At 56.6% G+C, this 17283-nt stretch carries 10 protein-coding genes, 1 tRNA gene and 3 pseudogenes; 7 read left to right on the top strand and 7 right to left on the bottom strand.

What is annotated here, in order from left to right; translation table 11 throughout:
- Window positions 1–59: 59 nt before the first annotated feature.
- A pseudogene (locus NOX35_RS08700) lies at window positions 60–577 on the top strand (IS5 family transposase); the annotation flags it as partial.
- 38 nt (window positions 578–615) lie between these two features.
- On the opposite strand, the gene NOX35_RS08695 reads toward NOX35_RS08700, so the two are convergent.
- From NOX35_RS08695 to NOX35_RS08685, 3 genes are all read right to left on the bottom strand, one after another.
- Window positions 616–1836, bottom strand: a complete 1221-nt coding sequence (locus NOX35_RS08695) for an ISL3 family transposase (RefSeq protein ID WP_256494054.1) — start codon at window positions 1834–1836, stop codon at window positions 616–618.
- 2016 nt (window positions 1837–3852) lie between these two features.
- Complete coding sequence (locus tag NOX35_RS08690; protein ID WP_182286359.1) at window positions 3853–4113, bottom strand: hypothetical protein; 261 nt, start codon at window positions 4111–4113, stop codon at window positions 3853–3855.
- Window positions 4114–4310: 197 nt separating this feature from the next.
- Window positions 4311–4742 (bottom strand): hypothetical protein, encoded by a 432-nt coding sequence (locus NOX35_RS08685; protein ID WP_256496354.1) that lies wholly within the window; start codon window positions 4740–4742, stop codon window positions 4311–4313.
- Window positions 4743–5107: 365 nt separating this feature from the next.
- Here NOX35_RS08685 and NOX35_RS08680 point away from each other — a divergent pair, with 365 nt between their 5' ends.
- A complete protein-coding gene (locus NOX35_RS08680; RefSeq protein WP_182286358.1) occupies window positions 5108–5305 on the top strand; it encodes a hypothetical protein in 198 nt (65 codons plus the stop codon).
- A gap of 6 nt (window positions 5306–5311) precedes the next feature.
- Here the strand turns inward: NOX35_RS08680 and NOX35_RS08675 are convergent, their stop codons facing one another.
- Window positions 5312–5848, bottom strand: coding sequence for a hypothetical protein (locus tag NOX35_RS08675; protein WP_232538152.1), 537 nt, complete (start codon window positions 5846–5848; stop codon window positions 5312–5314).
- A gap of 365 nt (window positions 5849–6213) precedes the next feature.
- On the opposite strand from NOX35_RS08675, the pseudogene NOX35_RS08670 reads away from it, so the two are divergent.
- Together NOX35_RS08670 and NOX35_RS08665 are read left to right on the top strand one after the other, a co-directional pair.
- A pseudogene (locus NOX35_RS08670) lies at window positions 6214–6653 on the top strand (IS3 family transposase); the annotation flags it as partial.
- Between the two features lie 212 nt (window positions 6654–6865).
- Window positions 6866–6942, top strand: a tRNA-Pro gene (locus tag NOX35_RS08665).
- 637 nt (window positions 6943–7579) lie between these two features.
- Here NOX35_RS08665 and NOX35_RS08660 read toward each other — a convergent pair.
- From NOX35_RS08660 to istA, 3 genes and pseudogenes are all read right to left on the bottom strand, one after another.
- Window positions 7580–7909 (bottom strand): annotated as a pseudogene (locus NOX35_RS08660) (sensor histidine kinase); the annotation flags it as partial.
- Between the two features lie 87 nt (window positions 7910–7996).
- Window positions 7997–8782 (bottom strand): IS21-like element helper ATPase IstB, encoded by a 786-nt coding sequence (istB, locus tag NOX35_RS08655; RefSeq protein ID WP_256493544.1) that lies wholly within the window; start codon window positions 8780–8782, stop codon window positions 7997–7999.
- Window positions 8772–10298: an IS21 family transposase gene (gene istA, locus NOX35_RS08650; RefSeq protein WP_256493546.1), complete on the bottom strand. Its 1527-nt coding sequence runs from the start codon at window positions 10296–10298 to the stop codon at window positions 8772–8774. The genes istB and istA overlap by 11 nt, the downstream gene beginning before the upstream one ends.
- Window positions 10299–10811: 513 nt before the next feature.
- Between istA and NOX35_RS08645 the strand changes: the two genes are divergently transcribed.
- The 3 genes from NOX35_RS08645 to NOX35_RS08635 all read left to right on the top strand — a co-directional run bounded on the left by NOX35_RS08645 (window position 10812) and on the right by NOX35_RS08635 (window position 15947).
- Window positions 10812–12545 (top strand): methyl-accepting chemotaxis protein, encoded by a 1734-nt coding sequence (locus tag NOX35_RS08645; RefSeq protein WP_256496353.1) that lies wholly within the window; start codon window positions 10812–10814, stop codon window positions 12543–12545.
- Between the two features lie 382 nt (window positions 12546–12927).
- Window positions 12928–13551, top strand: a complete 624-nt coding sequence (locus NOX35_RS08640) for a tyrosine-type recombinase/integrase (protein WP_182286354.1) — start codon at window positions 12928–12930, stop codon at window positions 13549–13551.
- A 449-nt stretch (window positions 13552–14000) separates the two neighbouring features.
- Window positions 14001–15947 (top strand): methyl-accepting chemotaxis protein, encoded by a 1947-nt coding sequence (locus tag NOX35_RS08635; RefSeq protein WP_256496352.1) that lies wholly within the window; start codon window positions 14001–14003, stop codon window positions 15945–15947.
- The last annotated feature ends 1336 nt before the right edge of the window (window positions 15948–17283 follow it).

Below are 17283 nucleotides of genomic sequence, written 5' to 3'. Positions count from 1 at the left end.
CTCTGCGACATTCCTTCACATAGGAGGAAACACACCAATGGGGCTTTTTCGAATATTAGATCGACAGGAGCCGGGCCAGCATTGATGGCTCCTCGGTGCCAAGCCCCCGGGAGGCCAGGAAACGGGCCCCAACCGCACGGACAGAGGCAAGCTCGGTTCCAAGCGACATATCGTTGTAGATGCCAGAGGCATTCCCATAGTGATCTTGGTCAGCGGCGCAAACCGGCACGACTCCAAGATGTTCGAGAGGTGCGTGGACGCGATTCCTGCGATTGCAGGCTTGGGAAGGCGCCCTCGCAAAAGGCCATCGAAGCTGCACGCCGACAAGGGCTATGACTACAAGCGTTGCCGTGCGTACCTGAGGCAACGGGGCATCGCCAGCCACATTGCCAGGCGAGGCGTTGAGAGTAGCGAGCGACTGGGCAAGCATCGCTGGGTGGTGGAGCGGACGCATGGATGGTTTGCAGGCTTGGGCAAGCTGCGAATCCGCTTTGAAAGACGGTTAGATATCCACGAAGCGCTGCTGAAACCGGCAGCAGCGATCATCTGTGTGCGCTTCGTGGATCGGTGGTGTTAGCCACTCTAAAGCCCGTCATGTGCGGGCTTCTTTATGGTTCATCGCGCATTACCGGGGAAGGCTGCGCGAATCTTCAGAAAGAAATAGTCCTGATCGCGGTAGCCATAGGCCCGGCGCTTGATGACCTTGATGGTGTTGTTGATGCCCTCGACAACACTTGTGTTCAAGGGATGCCGGCATCGGGCGATGATCCCGTGCAGGTAGCTTTGCAAGCGCTGAGCAAAGGTGCTCAGTGCTGTAATACCGCTTTGGCGCGCTTGCTCACACCAGTGCTGCCAGGCGCGATGCGCCCAAGCCGGACGACGGTAAAACCACAGCTGTTTTAGCTCATCGCGCAAGACGTATACCGCCATTAATGGCTCATTGGCCGCCAGCAGTTCCTTGAGCTGCACTGCTTGTTGAGCCTGCAGCTTGTTGCGATTGCGCAGTAGCAACCAGCGGCTGGACTTGAGCACCTTGCGCGCCAAGGGCTGTTGGCGCAGCAAGTTGGCCTGATCGACACGCACTCGGTCGATAACCTCCCGGCCATACTTGGCCACGACATGGAACAGGTCATAGACGATCTCGGCGTTGGGGCAGTTGGCCTGGATCTCCAGCTCGTAGGCAGTAGTCATGTCGATAGCAACCGCGCGAATGCGCTGGGCAACGCCAACGGGCAACTGCTCGAAGAACTGGCGGGCCGTCTCGCGTGAGCGCCCTTGCCCCACCCACAGCACCTGCCGGCTGATGGGGTCGACGACGACTGTGGCGTAGCGATGGCCCTTGTGCAACGCAAACTCGTCCATCGCCAGATACTCGATCTGATCCCATTGCGGCTGCGCGGTAGTGGCCAGCAATAAGGCCTTGTCGATGGACTTGACCGTGTGCCACCCAAGATCGAAGAAGGCCGCGACTGCCTTGATGCTGCTGCTGCGAAGCAACTGGCTGCACGCCTGTGCCAGACGGTCTGTGACGCGCTGGTAGCGACCGAGCCAGCTGAGTTTCTCCAGGCACGGGCCACCACAGCTATCGCACCACAGACGCCGACGCGGCACATGCAGCACCACCTTGTACTCGAACAATGCCAGATCGCGCACGCGCCGTGTCGTGGTCTCATGGACTTGGCTGCACTGCGCACCGCAGCGTTCGCAATGCATGACGCTGGCCTGCGGCTTCAGATAGATCGACACGGTGCGGCTATCGCCCTGGGGCCACTGCACACGTTCAACCTCGTAGCCCTCCCAGCCGCCAAGAGCCTGCAATAACTTCGAGTCCAGCATTTGATTTGTTCTCCGATGTCAGCTTCGCTGCCGTCAGATTACAAAACGAACGGGCTCATCTCCACGGAATTCCTCGATGAACCTTCTTTATGCCCGCCAATCGTCCCTGATCTCGTTGATCACCCAGGCCACCAACACGGCCAGGATCCACAGGCCAACCATTTGTGTCATGAGGGTAGACATCGCCGCTCTCCTTGAAGTGCGTGATACCTAAATGCTCCTCCTTCAATAGACAGCACGCAACCTGAGACAGCTCGCCTTGTGCGGGCTTTTTTTCGTCTTTGAACCACTGCGCACGATCAAGACACAGCAACGCTACAAAAAATATTTAGCACAGCTATTGCGCAATTGATTTAGCAACGCTGCATTACATCCATCGCAGCAATGCGGCGGGTGCCAAGTGATCGAGCCTGCACCTTGTTCTTGCAGCAGCACGGCTGGGTAAACACAGGGCACCGCGGGCGATAGCGGGATACAAAAGGTCGTTGTGCGCTGTAGTCAGTACTGCACTCCCCGCGGATGGGATCGGCAACAGGAACATCAAAGATCGCGCGAAGTCCAGACCCTGAGGCTATACGGGGGTGAGGCGCAGGCGTGCCAAGAAAAACAACGTGCCATGCCGGTTGGAATCCCAGCACAAACCAGAGCGTCTTGAACCAGGGCGCTGCGGTTTGAACAGGAACTTGAAATGTGAGCGTTTAGCCAGCATGTGGCATACATATGCCCTATCCCGCAGGGCTATAGCGGGGCCATCAAGAAAGAGCGCGGCATTGAAAAACTGCAAGCGGGCATGGAGTTTGGCAATCCGAGATTGCTGCCACCGACAGACCGCAAACCGGGTCATCCGCTCTTTTTCTTGATGGTGCCGGGGGTCGGCTCCCCGGCTCTTACAAACCAGGCCTGCAAGGCCTGGCTGGAAAACTGCAAGAGGGTAATAGCACCGGCCACAGGTGCCCATCATGACCACCCCGGGAAAGTAGCGGGGGCCACCCGGCGTGACCGCTCGAGCAGGTGCGGTAACTCAGGAATTCGCCTGAGCTGGCGTCAATTGGAAGCGCGGCGCGACTTCAGCGTCGTCGGCGAAAGTGGTCAGGCCAGATGACGGAGAGTCTGTTTATGAACCCAGGCACATCTTGATTCCATGACTCTCTTTGGGCAAAATTTGTGTCACGAACCTGTTTTGCCGGGCCTGGGGTCACAGACTCCTTTCACTTCCGCAACTTGCCCAGGCATGACCAAATAGGTCACCGGCTTTTTATTAGCGCCCGCAGCAACTGCTTGCGGGCTTTTCTTTTGCCGCCTGCAGTTCAATGTACAGAACAGGACGCTCATTGCGCAAATCAGGTGCCTAGAGTCGCAATGCCCCAGCCTCATGAGCAGACCTGGAGCTACCCCGTTCGGTGTAAGTCAAACTCTTATTGCTTGCCCGAAAAGCATCGTGCAGAATTTCACGCCATCTACCTGTTACGCCGGGCCTGGGATCTCTCCTCCCTCCCTTTCTGACCTTCTTACCCAGGCACGACCTCACAAGGTCACCGGCTCTCTATCCAAGCCCGCAGCAACCGCTCGCGGGCTTTTTCTTTTGCCCGCAGGAAACCATATGCACTCGAGTCCAACCACCACCCGCACGACAAAACTGCTGCTCGCCAAGCCATAGGTGCTCACAGGCTTCAACCTCGCATATGCCTTCCCCCGGCAAAGCTTCAGAGGGGTCATTAACAATAGATAATATGTATTAATATGCTTCTATCAATAGAAATGCTGACAACATCAGATGTTAGTGAAAGTATTCAACCTAACTAATGTCTTTGAATGAGCGCTACTCAGGTGTGAGTGAAGCCTCTTTAAGCCACCCTCCGCAGGGTGGCTTTTTTTGCCCTGAATTCAGGGTCATCTGGTGTGACTGCTTGAGCAGGTATGGCATCCCGGGAATTCGCCTGGGCCGCCATCTATTGAGAGCACGGCGCGGCCTCCACGGCGTGAGCGACAGTGGTCACGCCAGATGGCAAGTCAGATTCACTTCTTGCCACCGCCGACAAGGTAGACCTTGCCCTCAGCCACGCTGTTGAGAAGCTCGCGATACACATTGACCAAGTGATCGCGGCCAAGCCTGAATTCGGGATCCGTCCTATCAGGTCCGTCCTGATGCTTGGCATCCAGCTGTGCAGCGCGCAGCTCTCTTGCCACCTGATGCGCAGTCTCGGGTGGGAGCGCCTTGACGACTGCCGTCAAGACCATCGACAGCGCAGCGAATGCGCCAGATTCCTCCTGGGTCATGAAGCACCTCCAGTCTGATGACCCATTTTAGTTTCCAGCCGTGCCTGGGGTGTATCTCCTCCTCCCCCTCTGACCCATTCCCCACGCGGACCCGCAAGGTCACCGGCTCTTTATCAAGCCCGCAGCAACCGCTCGCAGGCTTTCTTTTGTCATCAAGGGCTCTTGTGCCAGGCACTGAATGCTGATCAGAGAAATGCCTAGAGTGCGCTCCACAACTCAACGAGGCCAACCAGGTGAAACAGCCCGATCACGAGACAGATGCCAGATGACACCAGCCAAAAAGTCTGTGTGTTTGCAGGGAACACCGGCTTGAGAAATGGGAAAGCAACCGCCCGCGCCAGATACACGGCACAGATAGCTATGAGCGCGAGCTTGGTTAGCGGCAGAGGCTCAATGACGCCAGCTCCGGCCAATGCGTAGCCAGCCCAGATGAACAAAATCATTGCGATGAAAAGCGTTATCAGTGCTGGCCGAGATTTCCCTTGCTCGGCTGCGCGGACCATCCGATCACTCGCTCCCATCACCCGGTATGCGGGAGCGCCAATTGCAATACACGCCAAGTGTGCTACTGCGGCAAACGCGCTCAGTGCGCCGCCAACGACTAGCGCGATCGATCCCAAACTCGACATAGCGTCCCCCATTAATTCTGATGAATTGTCAGCATATCAAGTCGCTATTGCCGATTGATCACCGCAGCTTCATCGGCGCGATGGAAACTTGATCGCCTAATCACCACGAGAAGCACCGCCACTCGACTAAAGCCCGCAGCAAACGCTCGCGGGCTTTTTCTTTGCTCACAGGAGATCTCATGCATTCGACCCCAACCACTACCCCGTCGACAAAGCTGCTGCTCGCAGCGCAAGGGGCCCTCACCGGCTTAGGCCTCTTCTGTCTGGTCGGCGCGGTCGTGGTGATTGCACTCACACCAGAAGCCTGGCCCCTCTAAGCGTTCAGCTTTGATAGCTGCAAGCGATTTATTGAGCAAGAGGTCCCCATGCTGAAGACGATTGTTGAATCCCTGCTGGTCATCGTTGGAGCCCGGCTTCTCGCGGCCTGGCTGTCTGCGCCTGATGCCCAAGCCGATGAACCCCAAACCCTCACCCAAAGCTTGCGCGACGAGTTCGCTTGTCCTGGCATGCATGCCGAGTGGCTTGACGAAAAAACGGTGCAGTGCCTGAAGGAAAGGCCCTGACAAATATCAAGATTTGCCGTCGGGCATTTTTTCTCTCTGCACAACCAACGCACGAACCATTATTTGATCGACAGCTTGCAAGTACTGTTCATTCGCCACTCGCCCATGACCGTTAGACACGAGCCAAGCGTGTCCTCGCCTGGAGACGGATTCATCGTAGAAGTACTCGCTCAATTGAGCCCCCGAATGCGTTGCACCTAAGGCAAGACGATGCGATGCAGCGTCCAGATAGAGACAAAAGTCGCGCGGCAACTTCCAGCAATCGGAAACTGCACTTATCAAGCCTGATACGCCGCTCTTTTGATAGACCTGCAACGACTCAGAGGCGGCCTTCTTTACCTCACCGGCAATTGGGTTTTGGTCGTGCGCCATCGCTTTTTCGCACAAGGCGCTGAAAGCGATAGACGTCAGTAGGAAGGCAATTGCTTTGATTCTCATGACATGACCGCAAACAGCGATTCCGATGACCGAACTTGGTATCGGTGAGCAATTGTGTGATTGCTCACCCCCTGCGATTTTGATGCGCATCAACAAAACAACCATGTCCGCACTCTGCGGGTTTTGAACATATGATTATTTAAGAATGATTAAAGCTGTTACATAAGCTAACATTCCTAAAAATCCAAACGGCGAGGGTACCTTGATTCGACTCTTCGTGTACTCGTTGATCCCACTGATTGCTTGGAAGACCTGCACCGCTTACTACCCGCTGCAGCTGCGGTCAGCCGCAAGCCCTTTCAGTGAACATCAGCGCGCACGGGCCGTTTAAGTGTTGACCAGCACCACGATCAAAGCGCCCAAGAAGCAATGTGATAGGCGCACGCATTGCTCACCAATAACGCCCTGCGCCGAGAAGCCACCAAGCCATTGCGTCACGCCTCTTAGCCCCAGATAGCGCCTCCCTTCGTGGCAGCAAGCTATACCTGTCGCCGGTCATGGACCTGTACAACGGTGAAATCGTGGCCTATGAGATGCGTGACAAGCCTGACTTCTCACTGGTGGGCAATATGCTGAAAAAGGCGCTTGGCAAACTCAAAGGCCAGGCTGCGCCGCTGCTGCACTCCGATCAGGGATGGCATTACCGGATGCCGGCCTATCGCCGCCACCTGGAAACCAAAGGTGTGACCAAAGCATGTCGCGCAAGGGCAATTGCCCGGACAACGCTGTGATGGAGAGCTTCTTTGCGACGGTGAAGACGGAGCTGTTCTATATGCAGAAGTTCACCAGCATCGAGCATCTGCGTGGTGAGCTGGTTCGCTACATCCGCTACTACAACCACCATCGAATCAAGATGAAATTAAAAGGTCTGAGCCCGGTCCAAGATCGAACTCAGGCCATGTGCCCGTAATTTAACTGTCCAACTTTAAGGGGTCAGTTTAGTGCGATTCTTCACCCCACCCATGACACGACAGAGCACCGACAGCGTCTCGTGCAGCATCATAGCCGTGGCTTTATTGCCGAAAGTCGAGCCTCAATAGCATGTGGTTGCAGGCTATTCGCATCAAATTGAACATGAATTTCTGAATTCCGAGCCCGATTTCAAGCTACATTAATGGTCTTCGGAGCGTAGCGCAGCCTGGTAGCGCATCTGCTTTGGGAGCAGAGGGTCGCGAGTTCGAATCCCGCCGCTCCGACCATATGATTCAAGGACTTAGCTTCGAAAGGAGCTAAGTCCTTTAGTCTTTCTGGGGCCAAGGGGTAAACAAAGGGGTAAACAAGAAATTGGCTAACCCAGTCTTCGTCCCCCCCAATGTTAGTGCCCATCAGTCCTCAAGCTCACAGCCATGTGTGCGAAGGGTTGTTTCAGGCTGATCTGAGTCATTTACGATCCGGTACCTGAGCGGTAGCAACGGCCCACACCAGCCGTTGAACGCTCTGCCCTGAGCGGCCGAGCAGCCGCTCGATTACGTGGTTCAGCACGAACCGACTCGAAGGGCCGCTTCTGGATGTAGCAACAGGCTCATGTCGACCCATTGCTGTCACTCATGTTCCGTGGATCTATGTCCGCTGTGCAGGCCGGGTACGGTCGCTAGCAACCCGGACCGGAGTTCACTGTAGCTGGCAAGAAGCATTCATCGGTTTAGCCGAATAGCAGCCAGCTTCAATGACTGCTTTCGGGGGCGCAGCAGTCACCCCGTCTGGTCAGGGGCGGTTCTACCGTCAATTGGTCGTTGGATGTCAGCAGCCTGCAAACTCGGAGCGATGATCTCAACCCATTGGAGGCCGTCAGCTGGGGCAGGTGAATCCAGTTGCTAACTACTCTACATACTCGATCTAAAGCAGCTCTCCTGGTTGCGTCTCTTGTGCAGAGCGAGTCGGCAGCGTAATACGAAATACTGCACCGCCGTCTGGCCTGTTGGCTGCTGTAATGGTGCCATCCATCGCGTCGATAATCTTTCGGCAGATTGCCAATCCCAAGCCTGTTCCACCCGAGCCATCTTTCGTCTTGCTGGACTGAACGAATGGCTGAAAAATCTTGTCTAGCTCTTGCGCGGGCACGCCTGGCCCCTGGTCAAGGAAGTCAACACAGATGTTCCCTTGACCATCGAAGTGCCCTTCAACATCAATACGTCCATGGGGTGGAGAGAACTTGATGGCATTAGCCTGTTAATTTCCACGCAAAACTGACCCGCCATTTCCATCTCAAACTGACCCACTCCTTGACTTGAGCCGTAAGGCTCAAGATGTGGATTAGGTTTTGTTTCTCTCCTTCTTCATGGGCGGTTGTTGGACTGCACTGCTGTGCTTGAAGCGGTAGCTATCGTTGCCTGTTTCCAGAATATGGCAGTGGTGGGTCAGGCGGTCCAGCAGGGCCGTGGTCATCTTGGCATCACCAAACACGCTGGCCCATTCGCTGAAGCTCAGGTTGGTGGTGATGACTACGCTGGTGCGTTCGTAAAGCGTCGAGAGTAGATGAAACAGTAGCGCACCACCAGATGAGCTGAAGGGCAGATAGCCCAGCTCATCGAGTATCACCAGATCCGTATGCACCAGCCTGTGGGCGAGCTGTCCGGCTTTGCCTTGCACTTTCTCTTGCTCCAGGGCATTAACTAACTCAACAGTAGAGAAGAAGCGCACCCTTTGACGGTGGTGCTCAATGGCCTGAATACCCAGTGCTGTAGCAATGTGCGTCTTGCCCGTGCCAGGTCCACCGACAAGCACCACGTTGTTAGCCTTCTCGATGAACTCACAGCGATGAAGGCTGCGTACCAAGGCTTCATTGACTTCACTGTGTGCGAAGTCAAAGCCTGCCAGATCTCTGTAGACCGGGAACCTGGCGACCTTGAGTTGATAGGCAATGGAGCGCACTTCTCGCTCAGCACTCTCGGCCTTGAGCAGTTGCGACAGTATGGGGTGTGCTGCTTCAAATGCTGGTGAGCCTTGCTCTGCAAGTTCTGTCACGGCATGGGCCATGCCAAACATCTTGAGTTGGCGCAGCATGATGATGATCGCAGCAATGGCGGGGTCATGACGCATGGCGCACCTGTCGGAGTTGGTCATAGCGCACGACGTTGGCTTGTGGCTCAACGATCAAGGCCAAGGCTTGGGGTGAATGGATGGGGTCAGGCTCCGGTGTTCCATCAATGAGGCGGTGCAAGATATTGATGATGTGGGTCTTGCGGGGTGCGCCATCCTCCAGTGCCAACTCGACAGCGGCCAGGACGGCTTGCTCATCGTGCTGCAACACCAAGGCAAGAACTTCCACCATCTCGCGATCGCCGCCAGGTTGCTTCAGGAGCAAAGCTTGCAGTCGTTTGAATGCGTCTGGCAACTCGACAAACGGCGCACCGTTGCGCAATGCGCCAGGCTTGCGCTGCAATACGGCCAGGTAATGGCGCCAGTCATAAACCGTACGCCCAGAGCCTTGGTGATTGCGCTCAATGATGCGCGGGTGTTCGCAGACGAACTGACCTTCGGCCACGACAACCAGGCGGTCGGCATAAACCTGCAAGCTCACGGGCCTGTTGGCATAAGAGGCCGGCACGCTGTAGCGATTGCGCTCGAAGTGAACTAGGCAGGTGGGAGAGACTCGTTTGGCATGCTCGACAAAGCCGTCAAACGGCCGAGGCATGGGCATCAAAGTTGAGCGTTCTTGCTCCCACACATCAGCAAGTGAGCCAGGCAATTGGCCATGCGCAATCTCTTGCCATAACTGCTGACACCGTTGCTCTAGCCAATCGTTGAGGGCACTGAGTGTCGGAAACGCTGGTACAGATTGCCAGATACGATGGCGAGCGTCCCGAACATTCTTCTCGACCTGTCCCTTCTCCCATCCCGAGGCCGGATTGCAAAACTGTGCCTCGAACAGGAAATGGCTGGCCATAGCACTGAAGCGGGCGTTGACCTCTCTGAGCTTGCCACGGCCGACACGATCGACGGCTGTGCGCATGTTGTCGTAGATCCCCCGCCTAGGGACGCCTCCAAACACCGCAAAGGCACGGTTGTGGGCATCGAACAGCATCTCATGGGTTTGCAGGGGATAGGCCCGCAGATAGAAGGCTCGGCTGTGGCTGAGCTTGAAGTGAGCCACTTGCAGCTTGGTGCGTACACCCGCGATGACAGCCCAATCCTCGCTCCAATCAAACTGGAAGGCTTCTCCAGCGCCGAAGACCAGGGGCACAAAAACGCCTCGCCCTGATGTTTGCTCAGCCACATGACACTGAGCCTTCCACACTCTGGCAAAGGCAGCGACTCGGTTGTAGGAGCCGGTATAGCCCAACCCCTGCAAGTCCACAAACATCTGCTTGATCGTGCGCCGCTGCTTGCGAGAGCGGTTGACTTCTGTACGCAGCCAGCCTGACAGCTTGCTGGCGTAGGGGTCGAGCTTGGTGGCAATGGTGCGCTGTGCAAGTTGAGGTTGCACAACGTCGGAGCGCAAATACTTGCGGATGGTATTGCGAGAAAGCCCAGTTCTGCGGGCGATCTCTCGGATGGACAGGTGCTCACGCAGAGCCCAGCGCCGGATGACACTCAAAGTGGCCACGTCAATCACTCCTGGTCTCCTGCTGCACAAGAAAGCAGCAGGCTAGGGTTAATGCGTGGGTCAGATTGAGATGGAAAAACCGGGGGCTAGTGGGTCACTTCTGGGTGGAAATCAACAGCACCAGATCCGAATGGAGATGCAACGTCTTGCTGCATGGGAAAAACCAGTTTAGCGGAGCAGCCTGAGGCTTTCGCATAGTCAGTGCAACGTCTCGGTTTGATGCGCTTTTTTGAGTGGGACCTTAAGTGCCTTAATCGGTCTACCAGCTGCGGTCGCGAGATATTAGCTAAAAACGTAGTCCAAAGATAGGCCTGGGATGCCTACCCGCCTTGGAAAGTCCGGTAGGACCACGGTAGGCATAGCGAAGCGCGCGATTGAGCATTCACTGACTACGAAGCGATCCAGCCTCTTTTTTCTTGATCCGCATCAACCTTCTTGCAATGTGTAAGTTGTTTGTAACCAGGAAGCACAAAATCCAATGCGGTGCAGGCATAACAGTCGTCAACAGAAAAATCGCACAACATGGAACGCTTCAAAATCTCCACCCGACTTACCATCTCATTCGCTTTGATGGTCGTGCTCCTTGCTGTTCTAGGCGGCGTTGCACTCTTTGGTTCCTCGATCCAGCGCTCCGCGCTCGACGAGATCACTGAGAGGCGAATTCCTCTCAGCCGCTCGCTAAACACCATTCTTGATGGGACCAATGAGCAGGCCATCCAGTTTCGAAACTTGGTGTTGTTCCAATCAGGAGATATCAGAGACTCAGCTCACACGAAGATTCGCGATGCTCGCACCTCTATCGCGGAACAGGTCAGGACATTAACCCAACTGATTAGCTCCGAAAAAGGCAAATCTCTATTGGAGCGTCTGCTAGTGCATCGAGCAAAGTTCCTTGAGCAAGGTGACGAGTTCATTGCGCTCGTGGACGGGAGCCGGCATGACGAGGCATTGGCCATGCTTGAGGCCAAGCTACGTCCGACTCAGCTTGAGTATCAGCAGGTCATTCACGAGCTGCTCGCAGATCAAACCCAGCGAGCGGAAAAGTCCAGCCAACAGGCGGAGACGGCTGCGGACCAACTGGTATGGGAGGTCCTGGTCACGGGTGCAATTGCTACAGTGATTGCCGTTTTCTTAGCCTTGGCGATTGTTCGCTCGATTACTCGCCCTTTGGCACAGGCTGTGCAAGTTGCAAACCGCGTGGCTAGCGGGGATCTAAGCGCCTCAATTTCCGCCACGTCGAAAGACGAAATGGGTCTTCTGCTTGGCGCCCTAGAACGCATGCAACACAGCTTGGTAACGACAGTGACATCTGTGCGTTCCAACGCGCAGGGTGTTGCGGCTGCCAGCGCTCAGATTGCTGCAGGCAACAATGATCTGTCCGGAAGAACCGAAGAACAAGCAAGCGCTTTGGAGCAGACTGCTGCGTCCATGGAGCAACTGGGATCAACCGTTAAGCAGAATGCGGAACACGCCACTCAGGCAAACCAGATGGCCAAGAGTGCGTCTGTCGTGGCAATTGAGGGAGGCAAAGTGGTTGACCAGGTCGTCGCGACCATGAAAAGCATCGATGAGAGCAGCAACAAAATCGCCGACATCATCAGTGTCATCGACAGTATTGCCTTTCAAACAAACATACTGGCATTAAACGCAGCAGTCGAGGCTGCCCGCGCCGGCGAGCAAGGCCGAGGGTTTGCTGTGGTGGCCAGCGAAGTACGGGCACTTGCCGGACGGTCGGCGGAGGCTGCCAAAGAAATCAAGACATTAATAACAACCAGCGTCGAGCGTGTCGAACAGGGCTCGCTGCTGGTGGACAAGGCCGGTAGGACGATGACCGACGTAGTCTCTGCCATCGGTCGAGTCACCGACATCATGGGTGAAATCAGTGCAGCAAGCCAAGAGCAAAGCCAAGGGGTCGCACAGGTTGGTGAGGCAGTCACACAAATGGACCAAACCACCCAACAGAACGCAGCGCTAGTCGAGGAAATGGCGGCAGCGGCCAGCAGCCTTAACCACCAAGCTCGGTCCTTGGTCGAAGCGGTCGCCGTCTTTAAGCTGTCGGAACAAATGCAGGGAAGCGGCTCTACTGCGGCGACGACACAGACAAGTGTGACGAAGCAAAAAACAGCGGCAAACTTATCAAAGCCGCTTCAAGAGCCCCTCGAATCGATCAAGTCAACTGTCGAGCGTCGCCCAGCTCCGATTGAAGGCACTCATCGCTCCACAGGGAAGACAGACGTTGATTGGGAAACGTTCTAAAGCGAGATTTGAGGCTCTGAAATGTGGCGGCCGCGAACCTGCTGAGCCACGTGTAGGAGCAACACTTAGGCCTGTTTAGCGCCGAACCAAGTAATTGAACGACTGCCCCCAAGGGGGAAGCAGTCGTTCGGGCCAGGCAACATTCGACGTCTGGTATGGGCAGTTGCTGCCGTTTAGGTACCAGACTGTGAATGGCTCCTATCAGTCTTGACCTGCCGTTCATGGCTACGTACCTGACGACAGCTTCTGGCCGAGATGTTGAGTTCATGGCTATGCCAGGAAGCTGACAGTCATAAGGCTATGGCAGCCGAGCATCACTAGTCGCTCAGGCGAGTCGAAGCCCGCGCATCCTGTGTGCCCCTCAACTCGATGGGAGACCATCATGGGATCTACAGGTAATACCGCTTATCGCGAGCCGTGGAACAAGGGCAAGATCGTCGGGCAGAAGGCTCCGTTCAAGCTCAAGGACATCTGGGCGCTGCGCGTAAGGCTCCAGATGGAAGGCCGGGTGCGCGAGCTTGCTCTCTTCAACTTAGGCATCGATAGCAAGCTGCGAGGATGCGACCTCGTCGCCCTCAAGGTTCGGGATGTATGCCACGGCGACCAGGTGGCATCGCGCGCGGTCGTCATGCAGCACAAGACTCAGCGTCCAGTGCAGTTCGAGATCACGCAGGCTGCCCGTGACGCCTTGCAAGCCTGGATCAAGCTAGCTGGGCTGAAATCAGAGGACTTCTTGTTTCCGAGCAGACTACACAAATCTCCACATCTAGGGACACGGCAGTACGCCCGAATCCTCGGTCACTGGGTTGACGAGCTAGGCCTGGACCGCATGGAGTACGGGACACACTCGATGCGCAGGACAAAGGCGACACTGATCTACCGCCGCACCAAGAACCTGCGCGCTGTGCAGTTACTGCTCGGCCACTCTAAGCTGGAGTCGACAGTGAGGTACTTGGGCATTGAGGTCGACGATGCCCTCGAGATCTCTGAACAGACGGAGATTTGATGTTGCCGCTGACGGCCACACCGGAAACTGCGGCCGGGTGGCCGTCTTCAACGGCTGCAATGCGGCGCTGGGCCAAACTGGTACTTTCGGCCAGAAGTAGACCTCAGACGTGTTCCTGACGCTGACTGCGTCTGGCTAAACCGAGCCATTCGCTGTCCAGTACCTGAACGGCAGCAACCGCCAACATCGGTCGTTGAAGACCGCCTGTCCTGAACGGCCCCTTCACAATGCTCTTGTGGGCTGCAGCCAGTTCGACTTGCTGCCACTTAATCCTGCGGTCTGCCTCTTGTCGTCAGTGCATGTCTATGAGTGACGTGACTGATAACGCAGCTGCCAAGAGATCAATTAAAAGGCCTTAGGGAAATTTCCTCCCTCGCGAAGAAATTTTCATTACCTGAATCAAGGTACATTGACTTCCCACAAATTATTACGCTTTGTGGAAAGTTTTCATGTTAAACAGCCTGCGCGCTCGCCTGATCGGTATCTGTGTAGCCATCACCACACTCTCACTGCTTGCCCTGGCGCTCTCCACCTTTTTCTCGGTGCGTAGCAGTACCGAGCGCTCGCTCAACGAGCGCATAAGCCAGCTCACGAAGCTGCATGCCAATGATCTGGCCGAGTGGGTGCGAGACAAGCAGCGCATCACCAGCTCGCTGCAGCAGGCAGTGGGTAAGCAGGAGCCCGTGCCCTTTCTATTGGCGGCCAAGCAGGCCGGCGATTTCGACGACACCTATTTCGTATACGCCAGCGGTGCCCATGTGTTCTCCCACCCCATGCCAGAGAACTATGTCGGTACGGAGCGCCCCTGGTACAAGCAGGCCGTGCAGGCAGGCAAGCCAAGTGTGACACCTCCCTACATTGATGCCAGCACCGGCAAGCTGACGATCAGCTTCGTCGAGCCCGTAGGGCCGGCCGGCCAGTACACCGCCGTGGTTGGCACGGACATGCATCTGGATACCGTGACGCGCAAGGTGAACTCCATCCACGCCACGGGCCAGAGCTTTGCCTTCCTGCTGGACGGGCAGTCCAACATCCTGGCCTATGCCAAGGCGGGACTGGTCATGAAGCCCTCCACCGGCATCGCGCCGCAGCTTGATGGCGGGCTGCTGCAGAAACTGGCCCAGGACGGCGGCAGTGCCGAAGTGGACGTGAATGGCGCAACGCAGCTGGTCTATGCGTCCCGAGTGGAGGGCACGCCCTGGTTGCTGGGCGTGGCCGTGGACAAGACCGAGGCTACGGCCGCCGCACGCAAGCTGCTGCAGATGGAGATGCTGATCGCGGCGCTTTGTGTGGTGGTGGCCGTGGCGCTGCTGTCGGCCAGCGTGAACCGTCTACTGCGCCGTCTCTTAGTCGTGCGCGATGCATTGGAGGATATTGCCTCGGGTGAAGGCGATCTAACGCGGCGCCTGGATACCGCGGGCAAGGACGAACTGACCCAGATCGCCACTGCCTTTAACCATTTCACAGACAAGATAGCCGCCGTGCTGCTGCGCATCCGCCAATCCTCGGAGTCAGTGCGGATTGCTACCAGCGAGATCGCCAGCGGCAACCAAGATCTGTCCTCGCGCACCGAGCAGCAGGCCAGCTCGCTTGAAGAGACCGCTGCCGCTATGGAGCAGCTCACTGCCACTGTTCAGCAGAACGCGGCCAGCGCGCGCCAAGCCAGCGAGCTGGCGAGCAACGCCTCCGAAGTGGCCACTCAAGGCGGCGCCGTGGTGGGCCAGGTGGTGCAGACCATGGGCGGCATCGAGGCCTCGGCGCGACGTATCGTGGACATCATCCAGGTCATTGACTCCATTGCCTTCCAGACCAACATCCTGGCGCTGAATGCGGCTGTGGAGGCCGCGCGCGCCGGCGAGCAAGGCCGCGGCTTTGCCGTGGTGGCATCCGAAGTACGTCAACTGGCGCAGCGTTCGGCAGAGGCTGCCAAGGAAATCAAGACGTTGATCGACGATTCCGTGAGCCAAGTCAGCACGGGCAGCCGCCTAGTGAATGCGGCGGGCACCACCATGCGGGACGTGGTGGACAGTGTCAACCGCGTCACGGCCATCGTGGCCGAGATCAGCAATGCCAGCCAGGAGCAAAGCCGGGGCATTGCCGAGGTCGGCAGCGCCGTTACCCAGATGGACCAGAGCACGCAGCAGAACGCCGCGCTGGTGGAGCAGGCCACGGCAGCAGCGCAGTCGTTGCAGCAGCAGGCGAACCAGTTGGCCGAAGTGGTGGCCGGCTTCAAGCTACAGGCCCACGATGCGAGCGAAGGCAGTAGTCGGTTGGCCGGATCTGCGGTTGGCTCGCATCGCTTGATGTCCCCCGGAAACCTCCGACAGGCCCAAACTAAAAATACGGCCGCTTCCCAAGGCTTCGAGAAGGATAAGGAGGCCCTCTCTCAAATTTGAGTGCTGATATGACCGTCATCCGGCTCACTGGTACATTTCATGGACGTTAGGGAGCGTCCTGGAGAACGCTTGAGCGGCTTGAGCCGTGAGTCGTCGGTACGGCACAATCAATATCCTCGACCCCAAAGCTATCCCTGCCAAGATCAGCAACAAGGAAGCGATGCTCCCCAGGGGGCATCGTTTTTTATGGCCTAGCCTATGATAGGCGTGTCCTCGTCACGCTCATGATCTTGACTGCTGATGGGTGACCGATAAGTCACGATGCAGCCTTGAGCCGCAGCAATCGCCGCATACCAGGCATCGGTTGTCAAAGCTCAGTTGACGGCAACGGGTCGCAAGCTCCTGTTCGCACGATGTGACTGCGGACATCCAGCGACCTATCTGCCTGCACTTGATGGTCGCTGTCCCCTGCACACCTGAAACCCGTCATTGGGCAATCGCTGCAAAGTAGGCATTTGCTGACGAGGCACGAACGACAGCAACGGGTCGACAGCACCAATTCGTGAGCCGGTCTTGCGGACTTCCAGCATCCACAGGGACAGCCTGTTAGCGAGAGGCTGCAGCTGACATGAAAGCAGTCTTTGGAGAGGCGACTGTCTTGGAGCTCTGAATGACCGCTATGAGACGGTGATCGGCAGTTCGCCCTGCTGCCATGAGCGGCAGCAACCGCTGCGCAGCAGACATTTGCCGCCGAGGCTCGAACGACTGCAGCGGGTCGCAAGCTCCTGTTCGCTCGACATGACAGCGGGCATCCAGCGACCTATCTGCCCGCCACTTGATGGTCTTTGTCCGCTGCACACCCTAAACCCGTCATTGGGCTGTCCCCCGCGTCGATGCTCGGATGGCCGGTATGGGACGGTGACCGTTAGGACGCGTTGCGACTACGAGCAGCGGCAATCGCTGCACAGGAGACATCTGCTGGTAACGATTGCACGGCAGCAATGAGTCGTCGCCACCAGTTCGCAGCTGACGAAATACCGTAAGCAGCCCAAGAAGCTCATTGTGAGATGGGGATCAAGAGAGCCAGCCCCGTATCCAGCGCTCGACGGGAAAGTTCTTCGCATCCCTGTGAACGCCTGCCTATGTGAAAAAGAAACGATGGACTGTATCCGGGGACTCAGGGGGCGATCTCGAGAAGATGCAAGCCCTCCTGAATTAATCTGACAGCCGTACCGTCCGAAACGGGAGCAACTGTCAGATCAGATCGGAACTTCTACAAATAATGCAGGCAGTCCAGATTCCCGCAGGAAGCCAATGATCTGTTCTTCTGTAAATCTCTTTTTCAAGTCCAATCTCCTGTCTTCGGGATGGGACTCCAGAGTCAGACGCTACTCAA

Origin of the sequence: Comamonas sp. C11, assembly GCF_024496285.1 — a bacterium.
GTDB classification, from domain to species: Bacteria; Pseudomonadota; Gammaproteobacteria; order Burkholderiales; family Burkholderiaceae_C; genus Comamonas; species Comamonas testosteroni_F.
This window is presented reverse-complemented; position numbering and strand designations above follow the sequence as displayed.

Excerpts from the sequence above, each read along its gene's own strand:
- NOX35_RS08640 (WP_182286354.1), top strand. The coding sequence starts at position 12,928 with ATGGGATCTACAGGTAATACCGCTTATCGCGAGCCGTGGAACAAGGGC.
- istB (WP_256493544.1), bottom strand. The coding sequence starts at position 8,782 with ATGCGTCATGACCCCGCCATTGCTGCGATCATCATCATGCTGCGCCAA.
- NOX35_RS08690 (WP_182286359.1), bottom strand. The coding sequence starts at position 4,113 with ATGACCCAGGAGGAATCTGGCGCATTCGCTGCGCTGTCGATGGTCTTG.
- NOX35_RS08680 (WP_182286358.1), top strand. The coding sequence starts at position 5,108 with ATGCTGAAGACGATTGTTGAATCCCTGCTGGTCATCGTTGGAGCCCGG.
- NOX35_RS08685 (WP_256496354.1), bottom strand. The coding sequence starts at position 4,742 with ATGTCGAGTTTGGGATCGATCGCGCTAGTCGTTGGCGGCGCACTGAGC.
- NOX35_RS08695 (WP_256494054.1), bottom strand. The coding sequence starts at position 1,836 with ATGCTGGACTCGAAGTTATTGCAGGCTCTTGGCGGCTGGGAGGGCTAC.
- NOX35_RS08635 (WP_256496352.1), top strand. The coding sequence starts at position 14,001 with ATGTTAAACAGCCTGCGCGCTCGCCTGATCGGTATCTGTGTAGCCATC.
- NOX35_RS08645 (WP_256496353.1), top strand. The coding sequence starts at position 10,812 with ATGGAACGCTTCAAAATCTCCACCCGACTTACCATCTCATTCGCTTTG.
- NOX35_RS08675 (WP_232538152.1), bottom strand. The coding sequence starts at position 5,848 with ATGGTTGTTTTGTTGATGCGCATCAAAATCGCAGGGGGTGAGCAATCA.